Genomic DNA, 17125 nt, shown 5'->3' with positions numbered 1-17125 from the left:
CGCGGCATCCGCTCAGAACTTGAAACTGACAATTTTCTTCATCCAAAGTCCGCCGATGATCAGCATCACGACAGCGGCGGCAATCATCCCGAAGCCGACGGGGGACTCGACGAACTTGGCAACGTAGGTGGGGCTCGTCACGCTGAGGATGCCCAGGACGACAAATGGCAAGGCCAAAAGCACGTAGGCAGAGGTCTTTCCTTCTGCGCTCAATCCGTCGACCTGTCGGCGCATCTGATTGCGCTCCCTGATGGTGTGTCCTACTTCATCGAGCACGCCGGAGAGGTCACCCCCGACCTCGCGATGGATGGCGATCGCTTGGCCGACCCAGCTGAAGTCCTCGCTACGCATTCGGGCCGCAGACGTCTCAAGCGCATCGTCCAGATCGCGTCCTAGCCGCGTTTCGTTCACGACGCGCGCGAACTCCTCGTTCGTTGGTGACTCTGCCTCGTGCGAGACCGCATCGATCGCCCGCAAGAGGCTGTGGCCGGCACGGAGGCCGCCAGCCAGAAGCTGAAGCGTGTCGTCGAGCTGGTTGGCGAATGCCTTCCTCCGGCGCGATTCTCTGGTCGCCAGAAATATCTTGGTAACGAGAGGACCGATGACACAGAAGAGGAGACCCATGCCGAGGCCGCCGAGCAGGAAACCGATCAACAGTGCAACGAACATCGCCGATGCGACCAGGATCAGGAATTCCGCCGGAGCCATCTTGATTCCGGCCCGTTCGAGCGCGGCGGCCAGTGGGCGCGACCACCCCTGCTTCGACAGGACTCCGGAGATCGTTTCGGCTGCCGTCTCCGTGGCGCGGCTCAGGGTCGTCATTGATTCGGCTTCCGGCGGACGACGGCGTTCCAATGGGATCGGGCCATTTTTCGCACGAGCGACGCCGAAGATCACAACGGCTGTGGCGAGATAGAGGAGTGCGACAGCTGCGATGAGCATCAGAGTCGCCCGCTCGCCCGGGGAGCGAAAACGCTCGGGGACACCGTGATGCCGAGGTCGATGAATCGGTCGACGAATCGCGGTCGCACGCCCGTTGAGACCGGCTTCCCCAGGAACCGTCCTGAACTGTCGATTCCGGCCGAGTAGTCGAACACGAATGCGTCCTGCAACGTGACGATGTCGCCCTCCATTCCCTGCACCTCCGTTACGTGCGTCACCCGCCGGCTCCCATCGCGCATTCTCGTCAGCTGTACGATCACGTCCACCGCCGATGCAATTTGCTCGCGGATGGCGCGTAACGGGAGATCCATGCCGGCCATGAGAACCAACGTCTCCATCCGGGAGATGGCATCTCGCGGTGAGTTGGAGTGCACTGTGGAGAGGGAACCGTCGTGTCCGGTGTTCATCGCCTGCAGCATGTCCAGCGCCTCACCACCGCGACATTCCCCGACGACGATTCGATCCGGCCGCATCCGGAGGGAATTGCGGAGAAGATCGCGGATCGTGATCTCGCCCTTCCCCTCAATATTGGACGGTCGGCTCTCAAGACGAACGACGTGCGCCTGCTGGAGTTGCAATTCGACGGCATCTTCGATCGTGATGATCCGCTCTCCCGGCGGAATGAAGGATGAGAGCACGTTGAGAAGCGTCGTCTTCCCCGTCCCCGTTCCCCCTGACACGATGATGTTGAGGTTGGCTCGCACACAGGCCTCCAGGAGTTCGGCCATTTCGGGGGAGACAGAACCAAAGGCGATCAGGTCTTCGACCTTGAGCGGATCGGCGGCGAACTTGCGAATGGTGAGCGAAGAGCCGTTTACCGCCAGGGGCGGAATCACGGCATTGACGCGTGACCCGTCCTCGAGGCGGGCGTCGACAAGCGGCGATGACTCGTCGATCCGTCGCCCTACTCGCGAGACAATTTTTTCGATCACCCGTCGCAGCTGTTCTTCAGAGCGAAAGGACGAAGGGCTGAGCCGCAGCCGCCCGTCCTGCTCGACAAAGATCTGGTCGGGGCCGTTCACCATGATCTCCGTCAGCGATGGATCGTCGAGCAGCGGCTGCAGCGGACCGTACCCGAGCACATCGTCGCTGATTTGCTGCACCAGCCGCTGCCGTTCGGCGTTGCTGAGGGGGACCCTCTCCGCCTCGACGATTTCGGTGAGCGCTTCTCGAGCGAACGTCAGCAGGTCCTGCTCGGCGAGGTTCGGATCGTTGAGGCGACTACCCAGCCGTTCGAAGAGCGCCGCTCCGACCCTTGCCTTCAACGCTCGCAATGCATCGACCGCTGGGATCTCACGATGTATGGACGCGACGGAAACCGGAGTGCCGGACGGTTCCTCGCGGCTCGGCGGGAGGGGCTCATGGCCGGCTTGGGCAAGCTTTTCTGAAAGCTTCATTTGAGCGCCTCCCGTTTGTGCCGGCCTCTCTCCATCTCCGCCTGGCGCGCAGGATCGAAGCGGCCGGCGAGGCGATCGAGGGCTTTGGCGGCTGCGCCCTTGGTCGTCCGCTGGAGAAGCGGCTCGCCGGTATTCGTCGAATAGGCGACATCTTTGGATCGCGGCACCACGAGATCCACCCGCGCGCCAATGGTCGCCTCGATATCGGAAACAGAGAGTCCGCCGGATGGGTCGCCCATGTTCACGACGAGACAACGGTTGCTCGCGAAACCGAGTTGATTCATTACGTCCAGCTCCTTGCGTAAACCGCGCACGCTGGGAACGTCCATGGTGCACACGAAGACACCTTCGGTCGCTTTTTCGAGCGCCGCGAGCGTCTGTTCACCCAATCCCGGTGCCGTGTCGACGACCACGTAACGGAATTCGCTGGCCAATTGTTCGAGGAGGTGCGCAACGTCATCACCACGGATGCCGTCGGCCTCGGCAGGAGAGCCTGGTGCGCACAAAGCGTAAATGGAGCTGTGGTGCACGCTGAGAAACGCCTTCAGCACCATGGAGTCGTCCTTGGCAGCGCCGGTCACGGCGTCCAAGAGGGTGTGTTCGGGATCGATTCGCAGTGCGCTTGACACGTCACCGAACTGAGCGTCGAGGTCGACGAGCACGGTGGACATCGGAGCGATCCGTCCAAGCGAGACGGCGATGTTTGTCGCCAGAGTGGTCTTGCCGACTCCACCCTTCGACGATGCGACGACGATGATCAGTCCCGATTTCGGCGCGCTCTGCTGCTTGCGGTTCGTGCCGAACATCCGGCTTTCGGCCGAGCGGCAGGCTCGCTCCACCAGAACCCGGATCGCCTCGGGCTCTGAGCCCGGGTCGAGGATGTCCCGAATTCCGGCGCGCATCGCGGAAAGTGCCAACTCTGGATCGGGGCGAGCAGCCAGCACCAGGCTGATCTCGGGATGCTGGACGTCGACAATGGAAGCGAGCCGCAACGCATCCTCGGTCGCCATTCCAGGGCCGAAAAGAAGCACCTCGGTCGCCTCGCCCGGGTCGAACAGCACCTGAGACAACTCGTCCGGCGCCAGGCCGGCGGCAACATGCAAGGTGCCGGAGAGGCCACCCATGATCGCTGCCCGGACACGATCTTCAAGAGCTGAATCGCTGGTTATGAGAACGAATCGGCTCATCGAAACACATCAGCCCTGGTGACCCCGCTCGTCTCAGGGTCTGGAGCGTCGCGCGACTGCTTCGACAGCCAGATCGAACCGTACTGGGCCGCAAAGATGATCGATTCAGAATCGGCGGCCGATCGTGCCAGTGTGACGAGCATGACCTCGGTCGATGGCGCATCGGCGGAGGCCTCACGTGGACCGCCCTGGACCCGGGTCACGAGGACCTCCTGGAACGCCAGTCGCGTCATCCCAGGAGTGCTCGGGGATTCTGCGAACGAAATGAACACGCCGACCGCGTCGCCTGCCTTCACCTCTCCGCCGACAACCTGGGCCGCTCCCAGCTGAATCGTCACCTCTTCGAGGCCGTCAGGCACCGGGATCGCTGATCCGGCTTCCAGTGTCGCCGGATCAACCAGTCGCGAGCTCAGGAGTTGTTCGCCGGAGACGAGCCCGACGGAGGTCACCGTGCTGGAGAAATCGCTGAGGTCTGCGATGGCCTCGTCTGCGATTGCCATGATCGGGAGCGTCTTCAACTGAACGTAATCGGCGAGCTGCTCGGTCGGCGTACCCGCCGGGATGGCTTCGGAGACGACGAGCACATCTCGCGTTTCGGCGCCGGCCAGAGCCCGATGGTCGGCATCCTGAACATAGGAGGCGATAAGCGCAACACCAACGACGGCGATCGCGAGCGCAATCAGGGCGCTGATCAATCGAATCTTCACTCTATCGGCCTTACCTTGTTAGGGTCACGATGGTTGCCCCGAGGTTCGGGCCGCCCATCGTGAATCTGTCGTCGAGGGACACGAAGCTCACGAACCGCCCGATCAGTCCCTTGCAGGTGTTGGCACAGTTCGCGCCGGCGTACATCGTGTTGTGGTAACTGGACAGTGATCCTGGGAAGTTCCAACCGAGGATGGTGAAGGCGGCCCAGCCCCGAATCTTGTACCAGCCGCCGCTCCCGGTGCTCCCAACGTCTTCATAGACGGGCAGGAGCACGGTTTCGTCGGCCAGCCCGGAGAGAACGACTGAACACGCGGAGGAAATGCTGACCCCGGTGCTGCCGCTGACCGCAGCGTTCGTGCTCGTGCTCACTGTGGTGCTGCATGTTTGGGTTGGGTCAGCGAGCCAGCCGAATCCCCCAGGAAGCACACGTCCCGATGGGCTGATGCTTGAGCAGGTTCCTCCGCCGGAGGCACCATGTGTGCTGACTACCTGGATGGCGCCGTCAAGCTGGAAGTTGCACGGCGCGAAGGCCAGGGGCAGCACGGCAGGACCGCTCGTCGGGCTTCCCCAGGCCGCCGTCGCCTCAGCTTCGACCTTGGCATTCTCGATGCCGAGCAAGGGCGCGAAAGTCAATGCGAGCTCACCCGCGTTCGAACCGTCCTCGCGCGTGCTCGTTGTGACGTGCACCGCGCCCGTCGCGGGAAAGTCAACCGCCTCGATGGTGGCGGCGTCGTCATTCGCGTTGGAATCGGCCAGATCCTGGGCGGTAGCCGTGGGATCGCCGCACGCCCCTCCGGCACAGTCCTCTGCAATCGCGAGGGCCGCGGCGTCTGCTCCGTTCTGGAGTTGCGCCCGCTCGGCATAGATTGCGCCAACGTCGACCGTCACTGCTACCGCGGCGAGGAGCGCCACCATCGCCAGGGCAACAATCACCGCCATGCCGCCGCGTTCTTCCCGGAACCGGTCGTTCGTCAGCCGCCGCATCGCATGGCCGCCTTACCGCTCATCGTGACGGTCGCCCCGAACATCCCGGTGAGGAACGTATAGGGGTAGGTGACGGTGATCGTTGTCGTCTCGCCCGGCTTGCAGACGTTCATCAAGGCTCCCGCCGATGTCGTGATGCTGATCTGAGAGTCGGTGATCGTCGGATCCAGCGCCGGCGCTGCGGCTCGTACGGCGTTTCGGGTTCGTGCCGGGTCACTCTCGATCGCCATGGTTCGGGCGCCGTCACGGGCAGCGCCGGTGATGCTGATCTGCGCGCCATAGGCAACGCCGAATTCGAGAATGCCGACGAGGAGGACGACCAGCACCGGCAGCAGGAGGGCGAACTCTACAGCGACCGCGCCACGCTCGGCACGCAGGTCAGGCATATAACCCCCAGGAGGACGAGTGGATGGAAGCGGTGTGCGTCGGATCCGCCGGGAACCCGCGCACACCGCCGCGGGAGCTACGGGGTGGTGACGGCAGGGAGCTTGGAGGAGACACCCTGGAAGAGTGCCGCGAGCTGCGGGCCAAGAACGACCAGCACGGCGACGATCGCGACGGCGATGAGTCCGATCAGGAGGCCGTACTCGACGGCGGTGGCGCCGGTCTCCTCACGCGAGAGGCGAGCTTTGGCGGAAACGAAGAACGACTGCATGGCAACGAGAGAAGACAGCATAATAGGATTCCAAATCTTTTGGGTGGGGAGCGAAGTAGCTCGGATATTGGTAAAAAGCTAACACAAGTAAAACGCTGATGCAACTAACTTGCTCATCAATCTTGTTGAGGCCTGTAATTATGCAGAATTCTGGGCATTTCGCAGCTGACCCGCTAAGCTTGACGGAACTCAAACAGCTTGGGAGTAAAGAGACATGGAAGAAGAAGCAAACGATTTGCCTCGGAAGCAAGATCAGGCTCGTGCATTGTCGGTGAGCTTGGGCCAGTTGGTTCGAAGTGGAGAGACCTTCCGGGATGCGCAGGCCAAAGAGCTTCATCTTGGACGCAACGATCTGGCCGCCCTCGGTCACCTCTATGAGAGCAGTCCGCTCACCCCACGAGATCTCGCCCTGAAAATGGAAATGACCTCAGGAACCATCACGCCTCTGCTTGACCGGGTTGAACGTGCGGGGTTCTTGGCGCGCACCAAGAACCCCGATGACCGCCGCAGTCTCTTGATCGTGCTGACTCCGGCGGGTCACCACGCTGTGGAATGGGTATACGAGCAACTCAGCGCTGATATCGCAGGGGTCACCGCCGAGATGGATGCGTCAGAAATCGCACGGATCACCGAGACGATCGATTTGCTCAGTGACGCTCTCGGTGCCTGGCTGCACGCCCCCGTCCGCGGCAACCCGGTCCCCGCCCCGGAGCGCCCGATGACCGGACCGCACGCCGTCTAAGGTCCGCTTCCGGCGATCCCCGCGGCTCTGCCCGCGGCTCTGCCTGCGGCGAATCCTTCGGCATACGCCTCTGCGCTCCCCAGACGGAACATGTCGTGCTCACCAGAGCGCTGCAGCGCCCGCGCGCCGCGCGCCGAACCCGGCGTCGCCAGCACGCCGACCAGCCGGCCGAGCCCGCGTACCACTGCCACCGGGTTTCCGCTGGTTTTTCCCTTCACCAGGTCGGCCGCGGCGGCGATCTCGTCGGCGACCGCAGCGACCGTGACATCGAGGCGGCGACCGCCGGCATCCGTCGTACCGCGCAGGTCGTCGAGCACGGCCAGTCCAGCCGCACCGATCGCGATGTCGGTCTGGCCCTCGCGCCATGGGCGGCCTGCCGTATCGGTGATCAGCACGCCGAGCCGCAGCCCCGTGAGATCGCGGAGCCCGACGCACAATGCCCGCGCCGACGCATCCGGATCGACGGGCAGCAGGAGAACCGTGCCGTCCGGCGTATTACTCGAATCGACTCCGGCCGCGGCCAGCACGAGACCCTGGCGGTTTTCGACGATGCGGGTCACCCCACCGGGGTGCTCGCGCGTTGCGACCACGCGCACCGTCTCGTCGGTGATGGCCTGTTCGCGGTCGGCCGCGGCCACCGTGCGACCCTCGGCCTTGGAGACGATCTTGCTGGTCACCGCAAGAATGTCGCCGTCTTGCAGGAGCCAGCCGGCAGCATCCGTCATCGCTATGTCAGCAGCGGTGTCCGGAACAGCGCCACCACGGGCTGACGCCGCAATCAGCGCCACCAGGTCGTCGCCGGCGACGATCTCGCCGAGCCCCTCGAGAACGAAGACCTGCAGCGACTCTGGCGCCACTATCTGGCGAGTTTCGGCAGCACGTCGCGTCCGAAGACCTCGATCCACTCGCGCTGGTTGCGCCCGACATTGTGCAGGTAGATGCGGTCGAAGCCGAGGTCGACGAACTTCTGGATGTACGCGCGGTGCTCGTCTGGATCGGCGGAGATGATCATGCGGCCCTCGAAGTCCTCCGGGCGAACCAGCTTGGCCATCTGCTCAAGCTCGAACGGTGAACGGATATCGCCCTTGGGAAACTTCATGCCACCGTTCGGCCACTCATGCATGGCGTTCGCCATCGCGATCTCATCGGTCTCGGCCCAGCTCATGTGCAGCTGCAGCACCTTCGGCATGATCGACGGGTCTTTGCCTGCATCGCGGGCGCCTTCGTCGAACTTGCCGAACAGCATCGAGATCTTCTCGAGCGGCGCTCCCACCGTGATCAGCCCATCGGCGTGACGGCCCGCGCGCTTGGCGGTGACCGGGCCAGCCGTGGCGACCAGGATCTCTGGGGCAACCTCCGGCATCGTCCACAGCCGGGTCGACTCGAGCTTGTAGAACTGGCCGGAGTGCTTGACGTCTTTGCCGGCGAGGGATGCCGTGAACAGCTTCGAGATGATCTCGATGGCCTCGAACATGCGGTTGATGCGCTCCGGCGCCTCTGGCCAGTAGCCGCCGACGACGTGCTCGTTCAGCGCTTCGCCGGAGCCGAGCCCGAGCCAGTGCCGCCCTGGGTACATGGCGGCCAGGGTGGCGGATGCCTGTGCCACCATGGCCGGATGCCAGCGGAACGTCGGTGCCGTCACGCCGGGCCCGAAGTCTCCCTTGGTTCGTTCCCCGACCGCGGTGAGCACGTTCCAGACGAAGGAGGACTGCCCCTGTGCGGGCACCCACGGCTGGAAGTGGTCCGCCGCCATCACGCCGCTGAAGCCGTGTTCCTCCGCATACGCAGACAGCGCCACCGCCTCGGTCGGAGCGAACTGTTCGAGCATGGCCGCGTAGCCGATCTGCAATCCCGTCATGGACCCATCCTGCCTGTTGAGTGACGCTGGTGTTGAGCGACGCTGTTGGTTGGCCGTCTCCCGATCATTCCATCGACCGGCGCCGCTGGCTACAACGCGACTCGGCGCATCCGTTGTTCCCGTTCCGGTCGAGAGCGTCACTTCCGGTCTGTTGAACGAAAGTGACTACGCTGAGACGCGCGGCTATCCGACCGGTCGAGTCTGGCTGCGCCGATCTTCGAATCGGCCATGCCGTAGAAGACATATGTCTCGGCCCCAATCTCTTCGATGGCGGTCGGGAAGATCACATTCGGCACAATTCCGCTGCGCTCATCGTCGGTTTCCGCGGCCAGCAACGGCGTCTCCGTGCGCGCCAACACCCGCCATGGCTCGTCTCCGTCGAGAATCATGCCTCCAGCGGCATAGTTCACGTTCTGTTGCTGTTCCATCGCATTCCGAATAACGCCGGTGACACCGTGGTGCAGCATCAGCCACCCCTCCGGCACCCGTCGCGGTGCCGGCCCGCCGCCGATCTTCACGGCTTCGAACGGGTACTCGGGAGCCGCGAGCATGCGGTGACCGCGCCAGTACGTGAGCGAACGGATGTCCTTGGCAACGTCATCCGTGTGCACGAAGCTGATCCAGATGCTTTGTCTCTCGTCGTCGATGCCGGCCGGCACGCGAACGCCCTGGCCTGGTCGAATTTCGCCAAGATCCCACATCGGCCGGTGCAGCACCGCGAAGCTGCGCACACCGTCAGGGCCGACGACAGCCTCGGGAAAGAACACCGTGTCTTTGTTGTGGAACAGGTTCAGGTCCATGTCGAGCGCGTCGTCGTATTCGAACAGCACCGGCCCAAGTCTGGTCCACTCCCGCAGATCGGGCGAGGTCGCCAGGGCACTCCGTGGACCGAGCGGGCCGTAGGCCACATATGTCATCACGTGCAGGCCGAGTTCGGCGATCCAGGTGACGCGGGGGTCTTCGACACCCGCGTTGTCGACACCACGTTCCCAGCCCCGATCGGGCTCGAGTACGATTCCCTGGCGCTCGACGGATGCCGGCACACCGTCTTCGACGATGACCCGCGCCAGGCCGACCCGCGACACGTTTCCGGTGGCGACCATCCGGGGCAGCAGATAGAGCTCGCCGTCCGGACCCCGTCCGCTGCCTGGGTTCAGCACACCCTCGGCTTCCTGCGCATTGCCCGGTTCCGGTGTCATGACGACACCGACGCGGGTGAGTGTGTATGGGAATGACATTTCTAGCCTTTCACGCCGGACCCGATGTCCGTCGAAATGAAGTACCGCTGGAACACGATGAAGAGCACGACGACCGGCGCAGCGAGCACGACGGCGCCCGCAAGCATCGCGCCGTACGGATTGGCGGTCGACGCGGCCACCGTGCTGATGTAGTTGGCGAGGGACACCGCCAACGGCTGCATGCTCGCCTCCTTCGTGATCAGGAACGGCCACAGGAACTCGTTCCATGGGCCGATGAAGGTCAGCAGAACCACGGTGACCAGCGCTGGCCGCACCAACGGGATCGCCACCTGCCAGAGCAGCCGGAAGTCTCCGGCGCCGTCGATCCGCGCCGCGTCGAACAGCTCCTTCGGAACCTGCAGGAAGTACTGCCGGAAGATCACCACCGCCGTCGAGTTGATGAAGAACGGCAGGATCATGCCGAGATAGTTGTCGGCGAGCCCGTAGTTCCTGGCGATCATCACGTAGAGCGGGATCATGAGCAGCTGAAACGGGACCACCTGCACCAGCAGCGCGAGCGCGAACGTGGCGCCGCGTCCGCGCCATTGCAGAACCGCAAGCGCGTATCCGGCGAGGAGCCCGAAGACGACGGTTCCGAGCACCACACCGCCCGTGAAGATGCTCGAGCTGAGGAGTCCCTGGAACAGGTTCACCCTGCTGTTGATCGCGACGTAGTTCTCGCCGGTGATGTTGCCCGGGTTGGGGAACGCCCCGCCGAGAGAGGTGTCAGGAGACGCCTGGAGCGACCCGATGACCATGTAATAGAAGGGGAACAGGAACACGACCGCACCGACGAACAGCACTACGCCGCGAAGGATGGACTGGCCCCGAGTTAGTTGGCCCGGTACGCGATGTCGGATGGCCATCAGTCTTCCTTCCCGCTCGCAAACCGATACTGCAGAAACGCAAGAACCAGCACGAACAGCACCAGTACGACGCCAATCGCCGCCGCATAACCCGGTTTACCCTGCTGGATTCCCTGCTGGTACATGATCAGAACCGGTGAGGCGGATGCCCCGTCAGGACCCCCGCCCCCCGTGAGCAGATACGGCTCGGTGAAGAGATTCGCGCCGGTGACGGTCGCGAGCAGCAACACCAGCACGGTCGCCGGCCGCACCCCAGGCACGGTCACGGAGAAGAAGGACCGAAACGCGCCTGCGCCATCCGTCGATGCCGACTCATAGAGCTCCTTCGGCACGTTCTGAAGCGCTGCGAGGTAGAGCAGGATGTAGAAGCCGAGCTGTTTCCAGGTGACGAACAGGGCGATGGTCGGCATCGCCCAGGCCGAGTTGATCAGCCAGGACGGATCCGGAGCCAACGGCCCGAGAAGGCTGTTGACCAGCCCGCCTCCGTTGAACAGGAACAGCCACACCCCCACCACCGCGACGCTGGCCGTCACGTATGGCACGTAGTAGCTCACCCGCAGAAATGCCCGGAAGTGAACCACCTTGTTGAGGGCTGAGGCGAGCACAATCGACAGCACGACGGTCAGCGGCACGTTGATGAGAAGGAAGATGCCCACATTGCCGAACGAACGCAACACCCGCGGATCAGTCAGAGCCGTCACATAATTGTCGATTCCGGTGAACGGCCGGTCGACGGTGGCGCCTGGGGCGGAAAAGAAGTAGTCGTGCAGCGATATATACGCGGCAAAGACCAGTGGATACGCAAATACTGCGATCACAAAAATGAGGTACGGTGCGCTGAGCAGCCAGCCAAGCGGATGCTTGCCGAAGACTCGCTTGGTCAGCGAACCACGGCGCCGCCGGCTGACCGGGCCGCGAGAACCTGTAGTTTCCGCGGCCGGCCGCACCCCTGTGGTGGAGGACATCGGTCGCTACTTCGCGGCCAGCGCGTCGACCTTGTCCGCGGCATCCTGCAGAGCCTTCGTCAGGTCGCCGTCGCCCGAAATGACCGCCTTCGTGTACACATCGCGGAGGTCCTGGAGCATCTCGACGGTGTTACTGCCCGCCGGAACTTCGATCGTGCGAGACGCCTGGTCGCCGAACTGCGCGTATGCCGGGTTCGCCGCGAAGTAGTCAGCGTAGACAGCGGGCAGGTCCGCACGCATTGGCATCTGTCCGGTCAGTTCCAGGAGCTGGCCGTCTTGCTCCTCGCTCGTGGCGAACTTCAGAACGTCCCACGCCGTTGCCTGGTTCTTGCACGCCGTGTAGAGACCCACGTTCTTCGCATCGCTGAAAGTGTAGGTCTCTTCGGCTGCTGTGCCGTCCTTGGTGGGAACAGGCACAGACCCCCAGTTCACCTTGCCGTCGTATACGGAGATGGCCCACGGCCCGACGATGGCCATTGCGGCCTTCGCGTCGGCGAACGAGTCGCCCTGATATTGCTCCTTGCCGGCCAGCCCATCAGTGTAGAGGGTCTCCCAGAAGGTGGCTACGTCGACGCCCGCTTCATCGGCGAAGGTCGCCTTGCCGTCTTCGACCAGACCGGTACCACCTGTTTCGGCGGCGTACAGCGGAAGGAAGTCGAATTGGGTCTGGAAGAATTCACTGGTCGGTGCCGGATAGATTGCGAAGGGTGCTGCGCCGGAATCCACCAGTATTTTCGAGGTGGCCAGGAACTCGTCGTAGGTCGACAGTGCCGGGTTTTCCGCGTCGAGCCCTGCCTGGGCGAACATGTCCTTGTTGTAGAAGATCATTACCGGGTTGGACTTCCAGGGCATCTGGAAGTAGCCACCATCGGCTGACGTGTACTGGTCGGCGATGTCGCCACTGCGTTCCTCGATGTATGAAGCGCCGTCCTTGAACGTGGTCAGGTCGACGAGACCGCCCTGCTTCTCGAACTGCCCGACGGCAGAGGGCGCAGTGTTGAAGACCAGGCAGGGCGCGGTGCCGGCGGTGATCGCAGCCCCGATGACCTCCTCACTGCTCTTTCCGGCCGGAATCTCCTGCCCCTTGACCTGTTCATCCGGGTGGTCGGCGTTCCAGGCCTCGACCATCGCCTTGCCCCAGGCGACTTCCTGTTCATTGTTCGAGTACCAGATCGTGATGTCTCCACGACTGGTGAGCGCATCGGAGTTGTCGGCTCCCCCTCCGCTGCATGCGGTGAGGGCGAGGAGGGCTGCGGCGGACAAGGCGGTCATGCCGATGAGTGTGCGTCGATGCACGATGTACTCCTTATTTGTGTGCGGCTGCGGTGCCGCGTGCGGATGCCGGAACTCCGGCGGGAAACGCTCCGTCATGACGGGCGGGTGGACTCGTGGATTCGCGGATGAGGAGAGCAGCGGGCGGCAGCTCGACGTCGTCGGCTTTCCCGTTGGCGATGTAGGCGAGCAGCGTTCGTGCCGCGACCCTGCCCCACTCGACCGGGTCGCTTGTGACGGTGGTCAGCGCGGGGAAGACGTAGCCAGAGATATCGGTGCCGTCGAAGCCGGTGATGGAGAGGTCGTCCGGGACCCGCAGGCCGCGGCGCTGCGCCACACCGAGCCCGGCGACGGCCATGGGGTCGTTGGCATACACGATCGCGGTCGGCGGGTGAGGGTTGTCGAGCAGCCTTCGTGTCGCTTCTGCCCCGCCGCCCGCCGAGAAGTCTGTTTCGATCACGAGCGTGCCGTCCAGTCCAGCCTCAGCGATCGCCGCGTCAAACGACTCACGCCGACGGCCGCCATGCACCATTGCCGGGTCGCCGGCGACGTGGCCGATGCGGGTATGGCCGAGGCCGACAAGATGTTCGACTACCCCAGCAATCCCCCGGGTGTCGTCGAGCTGAACACACGGAACGGTGACACCCTCGCCAGGGCGCCCCAGCGCGACGGCCGGAACGCCGAGTTCTTCCAAGAGCTTGAACCGTGTGTCGTTGTGCTGGAGGTCCGTGAGGATGAACCCGTCAACGCGGCTGTCCTCGGCCAGGGTTCTGTAGGTTCGGAGTTCGGCTGCCACGTCAGACACGACGCTGAGCACGAGTACGCGGCCTTCCGATGCCAGCACGGATTCCAGCCCGGCAATGAAGGCAGGAAAGAACGGGTCGGCACTGATGAGGTCTTCCTTGCGCCTGATCACGAGCCCCAGCGCGAAGGACGTCTTCAGCGACAACGACCGTGCAGACGGGCTGGGTCGCCAACCCAATTCACCGGCCGCGTCGAGAATGCGCTGACGCGTCTCTGGCGCCACCCCAGGGCGATTGTTCACCACGAACGAGACAAGGCCGTTGCTGACACCGGCCTTCCGGGCGACGTCTGAGATATTCGGCTTACGTGCGCCCATTGCCCCTCCGCGTCGAGATGCCGGATTGAGGCGATGGCCTTAACCGGTTTAGACCAAACTAAACCGGTTTACACGCTCCGTCAAGCATCCGTTGTTCCCGTTCCGGTCGAGAGTGCCCGTTCCGCCGGTCACTCGGGGCCGGAAGAGGCACACTCACGACGGATCCGCGCAACCAAATAGGCTGGACCCCATGCGCATCGCCACCTGGAACGTCAACTCGATCCGTGCTCGCTCCGGCCGCGTCGTCGACTGGATGGTGCGAGAAGACATCGACGTGCTCGCCATGCAGGAGATCAAGTGCAAGCCGGAGCAATTTCCCGCCCAGCTCTTCGAAGACGCCGGTTACGAACTGGTCATCCACGGCTTCAGCCAGTGGAATGGCGTCGCGTTCGCGAGTCGTGAGCCGATGACGGATGTCGCCACAGAGTTCCCGAACATGCCCGGCTTCCTGAAAGGGGAAGAGGGGCCCGGCCTGCCGCTCGAGGCCCGCGCGCTCGGAGTAACCGTCGCCGACCTGCGGCTGTGGAGCCTGTACGTGCCGAACGGCCGCGCACTCGCCGACCCGCACTACATCTACAAGCTGGACTGGCTGGAGAAGCTCGAAGAGCACACCCGCGCCGAACTTGCCGCGAACCCCGGGCTTGCCCTCGCGCTGATGGGCGACTGGAATGTGGTGCCGCTGGACTCAGACCAGAACGTGCCGGAGCTGATCCCGGGGGTCTCAACGCACATCTCACCGCCAGAGCGCGCCGCGTTCCACGCGTTCGAAGCCGCCGGCCTCACCGACGTGGTGCGTCCGATCGTGCCAGACGGCTACACCTACTGGGACTACAAGCGGCTGGCGTTCCCCCGCAACGAGGGCATGCGCATCGACTTCATCCTCGGCTCGCCGGCCTTCGCCGACCTGGTGACGGATGCCTCCATCCACCGCAATGAACGCAAGGGTGACGCCCCCAGCGACCATGTTCCCGTTGTCGTCGACATCGAGCTCGATGGTGAAGACGACGACCGCCCGATGATCTTCTAGCCGAACCGCTCGGCCGCACCACAGCGCTGGCCCGCCCCAGCCCCGGTCGACATTCGCCCAGAATCGCCATTCGCGCCCGGAATCGCCGGAGCAGCGGCGACCCTCGGCGCAAACGGCGACTACCAGCGAGCGAGCAGCCGCGTCAGGCCAGCATCGTCAGGCCAGGCCCGTCAGGCCAGGAGCGCCGCGATCAGTAGCAGCACCGGGATCGCCGCGACCGTCGTGACCAGCACGGTGTCGCGCGCGACCACCACTCCGCGCTCGTAGCGCACCGCGAAGTTGAAGGTGTTCTGGGCGGTCGGCAGCGCTGAGACGGTGACCACGGCGAACAGGTCGGCACCCTCCAACCCGAACACGAAGCGCCCGAACAGCCAGGCCAGCATCGGCATCACCGCAGATTTGACGACGGATGCCGCCGCCACCTGCTTCCTCCCAGACCCTGCTTTCAGCGGACGCTGCCCGTGCAACGACATCCCGAACGCCAGCAATACCATCGGGATGGCCGCCCCGCCGATGAGCTCGAGCGGGGCCATCACGGCGTCAGGCACCCCAACACCGAAGGTCGCGAAACCGGCGCCAAGGAGCGACGCGATGATCATCGGATTGCGCAGTGGCTGGGTCAGGATCGAGCGGAGCGACACTTTGCCCCTGGTTGAGATGTCGAGGATCGCGAGGATGATCGGCGCAACCACGACCACCTGCACCAGCAGGATCGGCGCTACGTACTGCGCGCTGCCGAGCACGTACATGGCGACCGGCAACCCGATGTTGTTGGCGTTCACGTAGGTGGCGCTCATCGCGCCGAGCACGGTCTCTGCGACGGGGCGTCGAAAGAAGATGCGGGCCGCCAGCATGTACAGCACCATGCCGATAGCGGCTGCGCAGACCACGGTCGCGAGAAACGACGAGAAGAGGATGCGCACGTCGGCATGCACCAGCACGGTGAACAACAGTGCGGGATTCGCGACGAAGAACGCGACCCGGTTGAGTACCGGCCCGGCGCCGGGACCGGTGATACCGAGTCGACCGACGACGTAACCAACCAGGATCACGAACCCGATGATCGCGAACCCGATCAGCACTCCACCCATTCCAAGGAGTCTACGGTCACGTCGTCGGCGAGTTCCCCGGCGGCCAGGTCACAGCACCGAACCCCGGGTCGGCATCAGTTCGCGGTGCCGATCGTGATCACAGCGCTTCCGCTCTTGTGGCCGGTCTCGACATGGCGGTACGCATCAGCCGCGTGTTCGAGCGGATGGACGGTATCGATCACCGGAATGAACTCCCCGGATTCGGCGAGTCGCGCGACGGAGGCGAGATTGCGCGCCATCTCGGCAGGCTTGGCAAGACCGGTGAAGACGATGGCGGCCTTCCTGCGTCCGACGCGTGACGTCCACAACATCTGCAGCAGGATCGGCAGTGTCGGCACCGTCGTGAGGTAGATCCCACCGCTCTTCAGCGCCCGACGGCTCCGACCGAACGAGCTGGTGCCGACGGTGTCGAAGATGACGTCGTAGGAGTCCAGGTTTCGGGTGAAGTCGTCACGCGTGCGGTCGATCACCTCATCGGCCCCGACCGACTTCACAAGTTGGAGGTGCGCGGTGCTGCACACCGCGGTGACGATGGCGCCGTAGTGTTTGGCGAGTTGGATTGCCGCTATGCCCACCGCGCCGGATGCGCCGTTGATGAGAACCGTTTGTCCGCTCTGGAGCCGGGCGCCCTCTCGCAGGAAGGGCAGCGCGGTGATCGACCCGTCGAAGGCGGCTACCGCCTCGCTGTCGGTCAGGTTGGCCGGGGTCGGCACGATCACCCCGTCTTCGCGAGCGCACACATATTCGGCATGGGCTCCGAAGTCGGTGACGTTCACACCGGAGACCCTGTCGCCGACCCGTAAACGCGTAACCGAGCTTCCTACCGCTTCGACAACCCCGGCGTAGTTGGTGCCGAGAATGGTCCACTTGGGCTTCGTCAGACCGAAATGCAGTCGGGCCATGAACGGATTGCCGGCTCGCGCGGCACAGAGTGCCTTGGTGACGACGGAAGCGTGGTTTCGCACCAGCACCTCGCCGTCGTGCGGCACCGGCCTGGCCACTTCTTCCAGCCGGAGAACATCGGGTGAGCCGTAGGTGGCAGAGACGATGGCTTTCATTGTGTGCTCCTTCGG

General features: G+C 64.0%; 18 protein-coding genes. 2 read left to right on the top strand and 16 right to left on the bottom strand.

What is annotated here, in order from left to right; translation table 11 throughout:
• Nucleotides 1-12 precede the first annotated feature (12 nt).
• The 7 genes from K323_RS0120855 to K323_RS0120825 form a co-directional block, all read right to left on the bottom strand.
• Nucleotides 13-942 (bottom strand): type II secretion system F family protein, encoded by a 930-nt coding sequence (locus K323_RS0120855; RefSeq protein WP_022887203.1) that lies wholly within the window; start codon nt 940-942, stop codon nt 13-15.
• Nucleotides 942-2339 carry a TadA family conjugal transfer-associated ATPase gene (locus K323_RS0120850; protein ID WP_022887202.1) on the bottom strand — a complete coding sequence of 466 codons (1398 nt, stop codon included), beginning with the start codon at nt 2337-2339 and terminating at the stop codon, nt 942-944. The genes K323_RS0120855 and K323_RS0120850 overlap by 1 nt, the downstream gene beginning before the upstream one ends.
• On the bottom strand, nt 2336-3526 hold the full coding sequence (locus K323_RS0120845; RefSeq protein WP_022887201.1) for a CpaE/TadZ family protein: 1191 nt from the start codon (nt 3524-3526) through the stop codon (nt 2336-2338). The genes K323_RS0120850 and K323_RS0120845 overlap by 4 nt, the downstream gene beginning before the upstream one ends.
• Nucleotides 3523-4233, bottom strand: a complete 711-nt coding sequence (cpaB, locus tag K323_RS0120840) for a Flp pilus assembly protein CpaB (protein WP_022887200.1) — start codon at nt 4231-4233, stop codon at nt 3523-3525. Before cpaB ends, K323_RS0120845 begins: the two co-directional genes overlap by 4 nt.
• A gap of 10 nt (nt 4234-4243) precedes the next feature.
• On the bottom strand, nt 4244-5218 hold the full coding sequence (locus tag K323_RS0120835) for a pilus assembly protein TadG-related protein (protein WP_022887199.1): 975 nt from the start codon (nt 5216-5218) through the stop codon (nt 4244-4246).
• The gene (locus K323_RS0120830; RefSeq protein ID WP_022887198.1) at nt 5206-5604 is read right to left on the bottom strand and encodes a TadE/TadG family type IV pilus assembly protein; all 399 of its coding nucleotides are present in this window, start codon (nt 5602-5604) and stop codon (nt 5206-5208) included. The genes K323_RS0120835 and K323_RS0120830 overlap by 13 nt, the downstream gene beginning before the upstream one ends.
• 77 nt (nt 5605-5681) lie before the next feature.
• Complete coding sequence (locus tag K323_RS0120825; RefSeq protein WP_022887197.1) at nt 5682-5894, bottom strand: Flp family type IVb pilin; 213 nt, start codon at nt 5892-5894, stop codon at nt 5682-5684.
• Nucleotides 5895-6087: 193 nt separating this feature from the next.
• Between K323_RS0120825 and K323_RS27715 the strand changes: the two genes are divergently transcribed.
• The gene (locus K323_RS27715; RefSeq protein WP_022887196.1) at nt 6088-6615 is read left to right on the top strand and encodes a MarR family winged helix-turn-helix transcriptional regulator; all 528 of its coding nucleotides are present in this window, start codon (nt 6088-6090) and stop codon (nt 6613-6615) included.
• On the opposite strand, the gene cofE is transcribed toward K323_RS27715, so the two are convergent.
• The 7 genes from cofE to K323_RS27705 all read right to left on the bottom strand — a co-directional run bounded on the left by cofE (nt 6612) and on the right by K323_RS27705 (nt 13934).
• Nucleotides 6612-7472, bottom strand: a complete 861-nt coding sequence (gene cofE / locus K323_RS0120815; RefSeq protein ID WP_022887195.1) for a coenzyme F420-0:L-glutamate ligase — start codon at nt 7470-7472, stop codon at nt 6612-6614. The two genes, K323_RS27715 and cofE, sit on opposite strands and share 4 nt — an antisense overlap.
• Complete coding sequence (locus K323_RS0120810) at nt 7472-8473, bottom strand: TIGR03557 family F420-dependent LLM class oxidoreductase (RefSeq protein ID WP_022887194.1); 1002 nt, start codon at nt 8471-8473, stop codon at nt 7472-7474. The genes cofE and K323_RS0120810 overlap by 1 nt, the downstream gene beginning before the upstream one ends.
• A 137-nt stretch (nt 8474-8610) precedes the next feature.
• Entirely contained in the window at nt 8611-9711 is a 1101-nt protein-coding gene (locus K323_RS27710) for a glycoside hydrolase family 130 protein (RefSeq protein ID WP_022887193.1), read from the bottom strand.
• Nucleotides 9712-9713: 2 nt separating this feature from the next.
• On the bottom strand, nt 9714-10577 hold the full coding sequence (locus K323_RS0120800) for a carbohydrate ABC transporter permease (protein WP_022887192.1): 864 nt from the start codon (nt 10575-10577) through the stop codon (nt 9714-9716).
• Nucleotides 10577-11542, bottom strand: coding sequence for a carbohydrate ABC transporter permease (locus tag K323_RS0120795; protein WP_022887191.1), 966 nt, complete (start codon nt 11540-11542; stop codon nt 10577-10579). Before K323_RS0120795 ends, K323_RS0120800 begins: the two co-directional genes overlap by 1 nt.
• 6 nt (nt 11543-11548) lie before the next feature.
• Complete coding sequence (locus K323_RS0120790) at nt 11549-12838, bottom strand: extracellular solute-binding protein (protein WP_026851936.1); 1290 nt, start codon at nt 12836-12838, stop codon at nt 11549-11551.
• A 10-nt stretch (nt 12839-12848) separates the two neighbouring features.
• Nucleotides 12849-13934, bottom strand: a complete 1086-nt coding sequence (locus tag K323_RS27705) for a LacI family DNA-binding transcriptional regulator (protein WP_022887189.1) — start codon at nt 13932-13934, stop codon at nt 12849-12851.
• A gap of 190 nt (nt 13935-14124) precedes the next feature.
• Between K323_RS27705 and K323_RS0120780 the strand changes: the two genes are divergently transcribed.
• Nucleotides 14125-14961: an exodeoxyribonuclease III gene (locus K323_RS0120780; RefSeq protein ID WP_022887188.1), complete on the top strand. Its 837-nt coding sequence runs from the start codon at nt 14125-14127 to the stop codon at nt 14959-14961.
• A gap of 170 nt (nt 14962-15131) precedes the next feature.
• Here K323_RS0120780 and K323_RS0120775 read toward each other — a convergent pair whose 3' ends face one another.
• Both K323_RS0120775 and K323_RS0120770 read right to left on the bottom strand, forming a co-directional pair.
• Entirely contained in the window at nt 15132-16052 is a 921-nt protein-coding gene (locus tag K323_RS0120775) for an AEC family transporter (RefSeq protein ID WP_022887187.1), read from the bottom strand.
• Between the two features lie 74 nt (nt 16053-16126).
• Complete coding sequence (locus K323_RS0120770; RefSeq protein ID WP_022887186.1) at nt 16127-17110, bottom strand: NAD(P)-dependent alcohol dehydrogenase; 984 nt, start codon at nt 17108-17110, stop codon at nt 16127-16129.
• Between the last annotated feature and the right edge of the window lie 15 nt (nt 17111-17125).

The sequence above is a fragment of the Glaciibacter superstes DSM 21135 genome, from assembly GCF_000421145.1.
GTDB lineage: Bacteria > Actinomycetota > Actinomycetes > Actinomycetales > Microbacteriaceae > Cryobacterium > Cryobacterium superstes.
The sequence above is the reverse complement of the archived record's forward strand: the minus strand, read 5'-3'. Positions and strand labels throughout refer to the sequence as shown.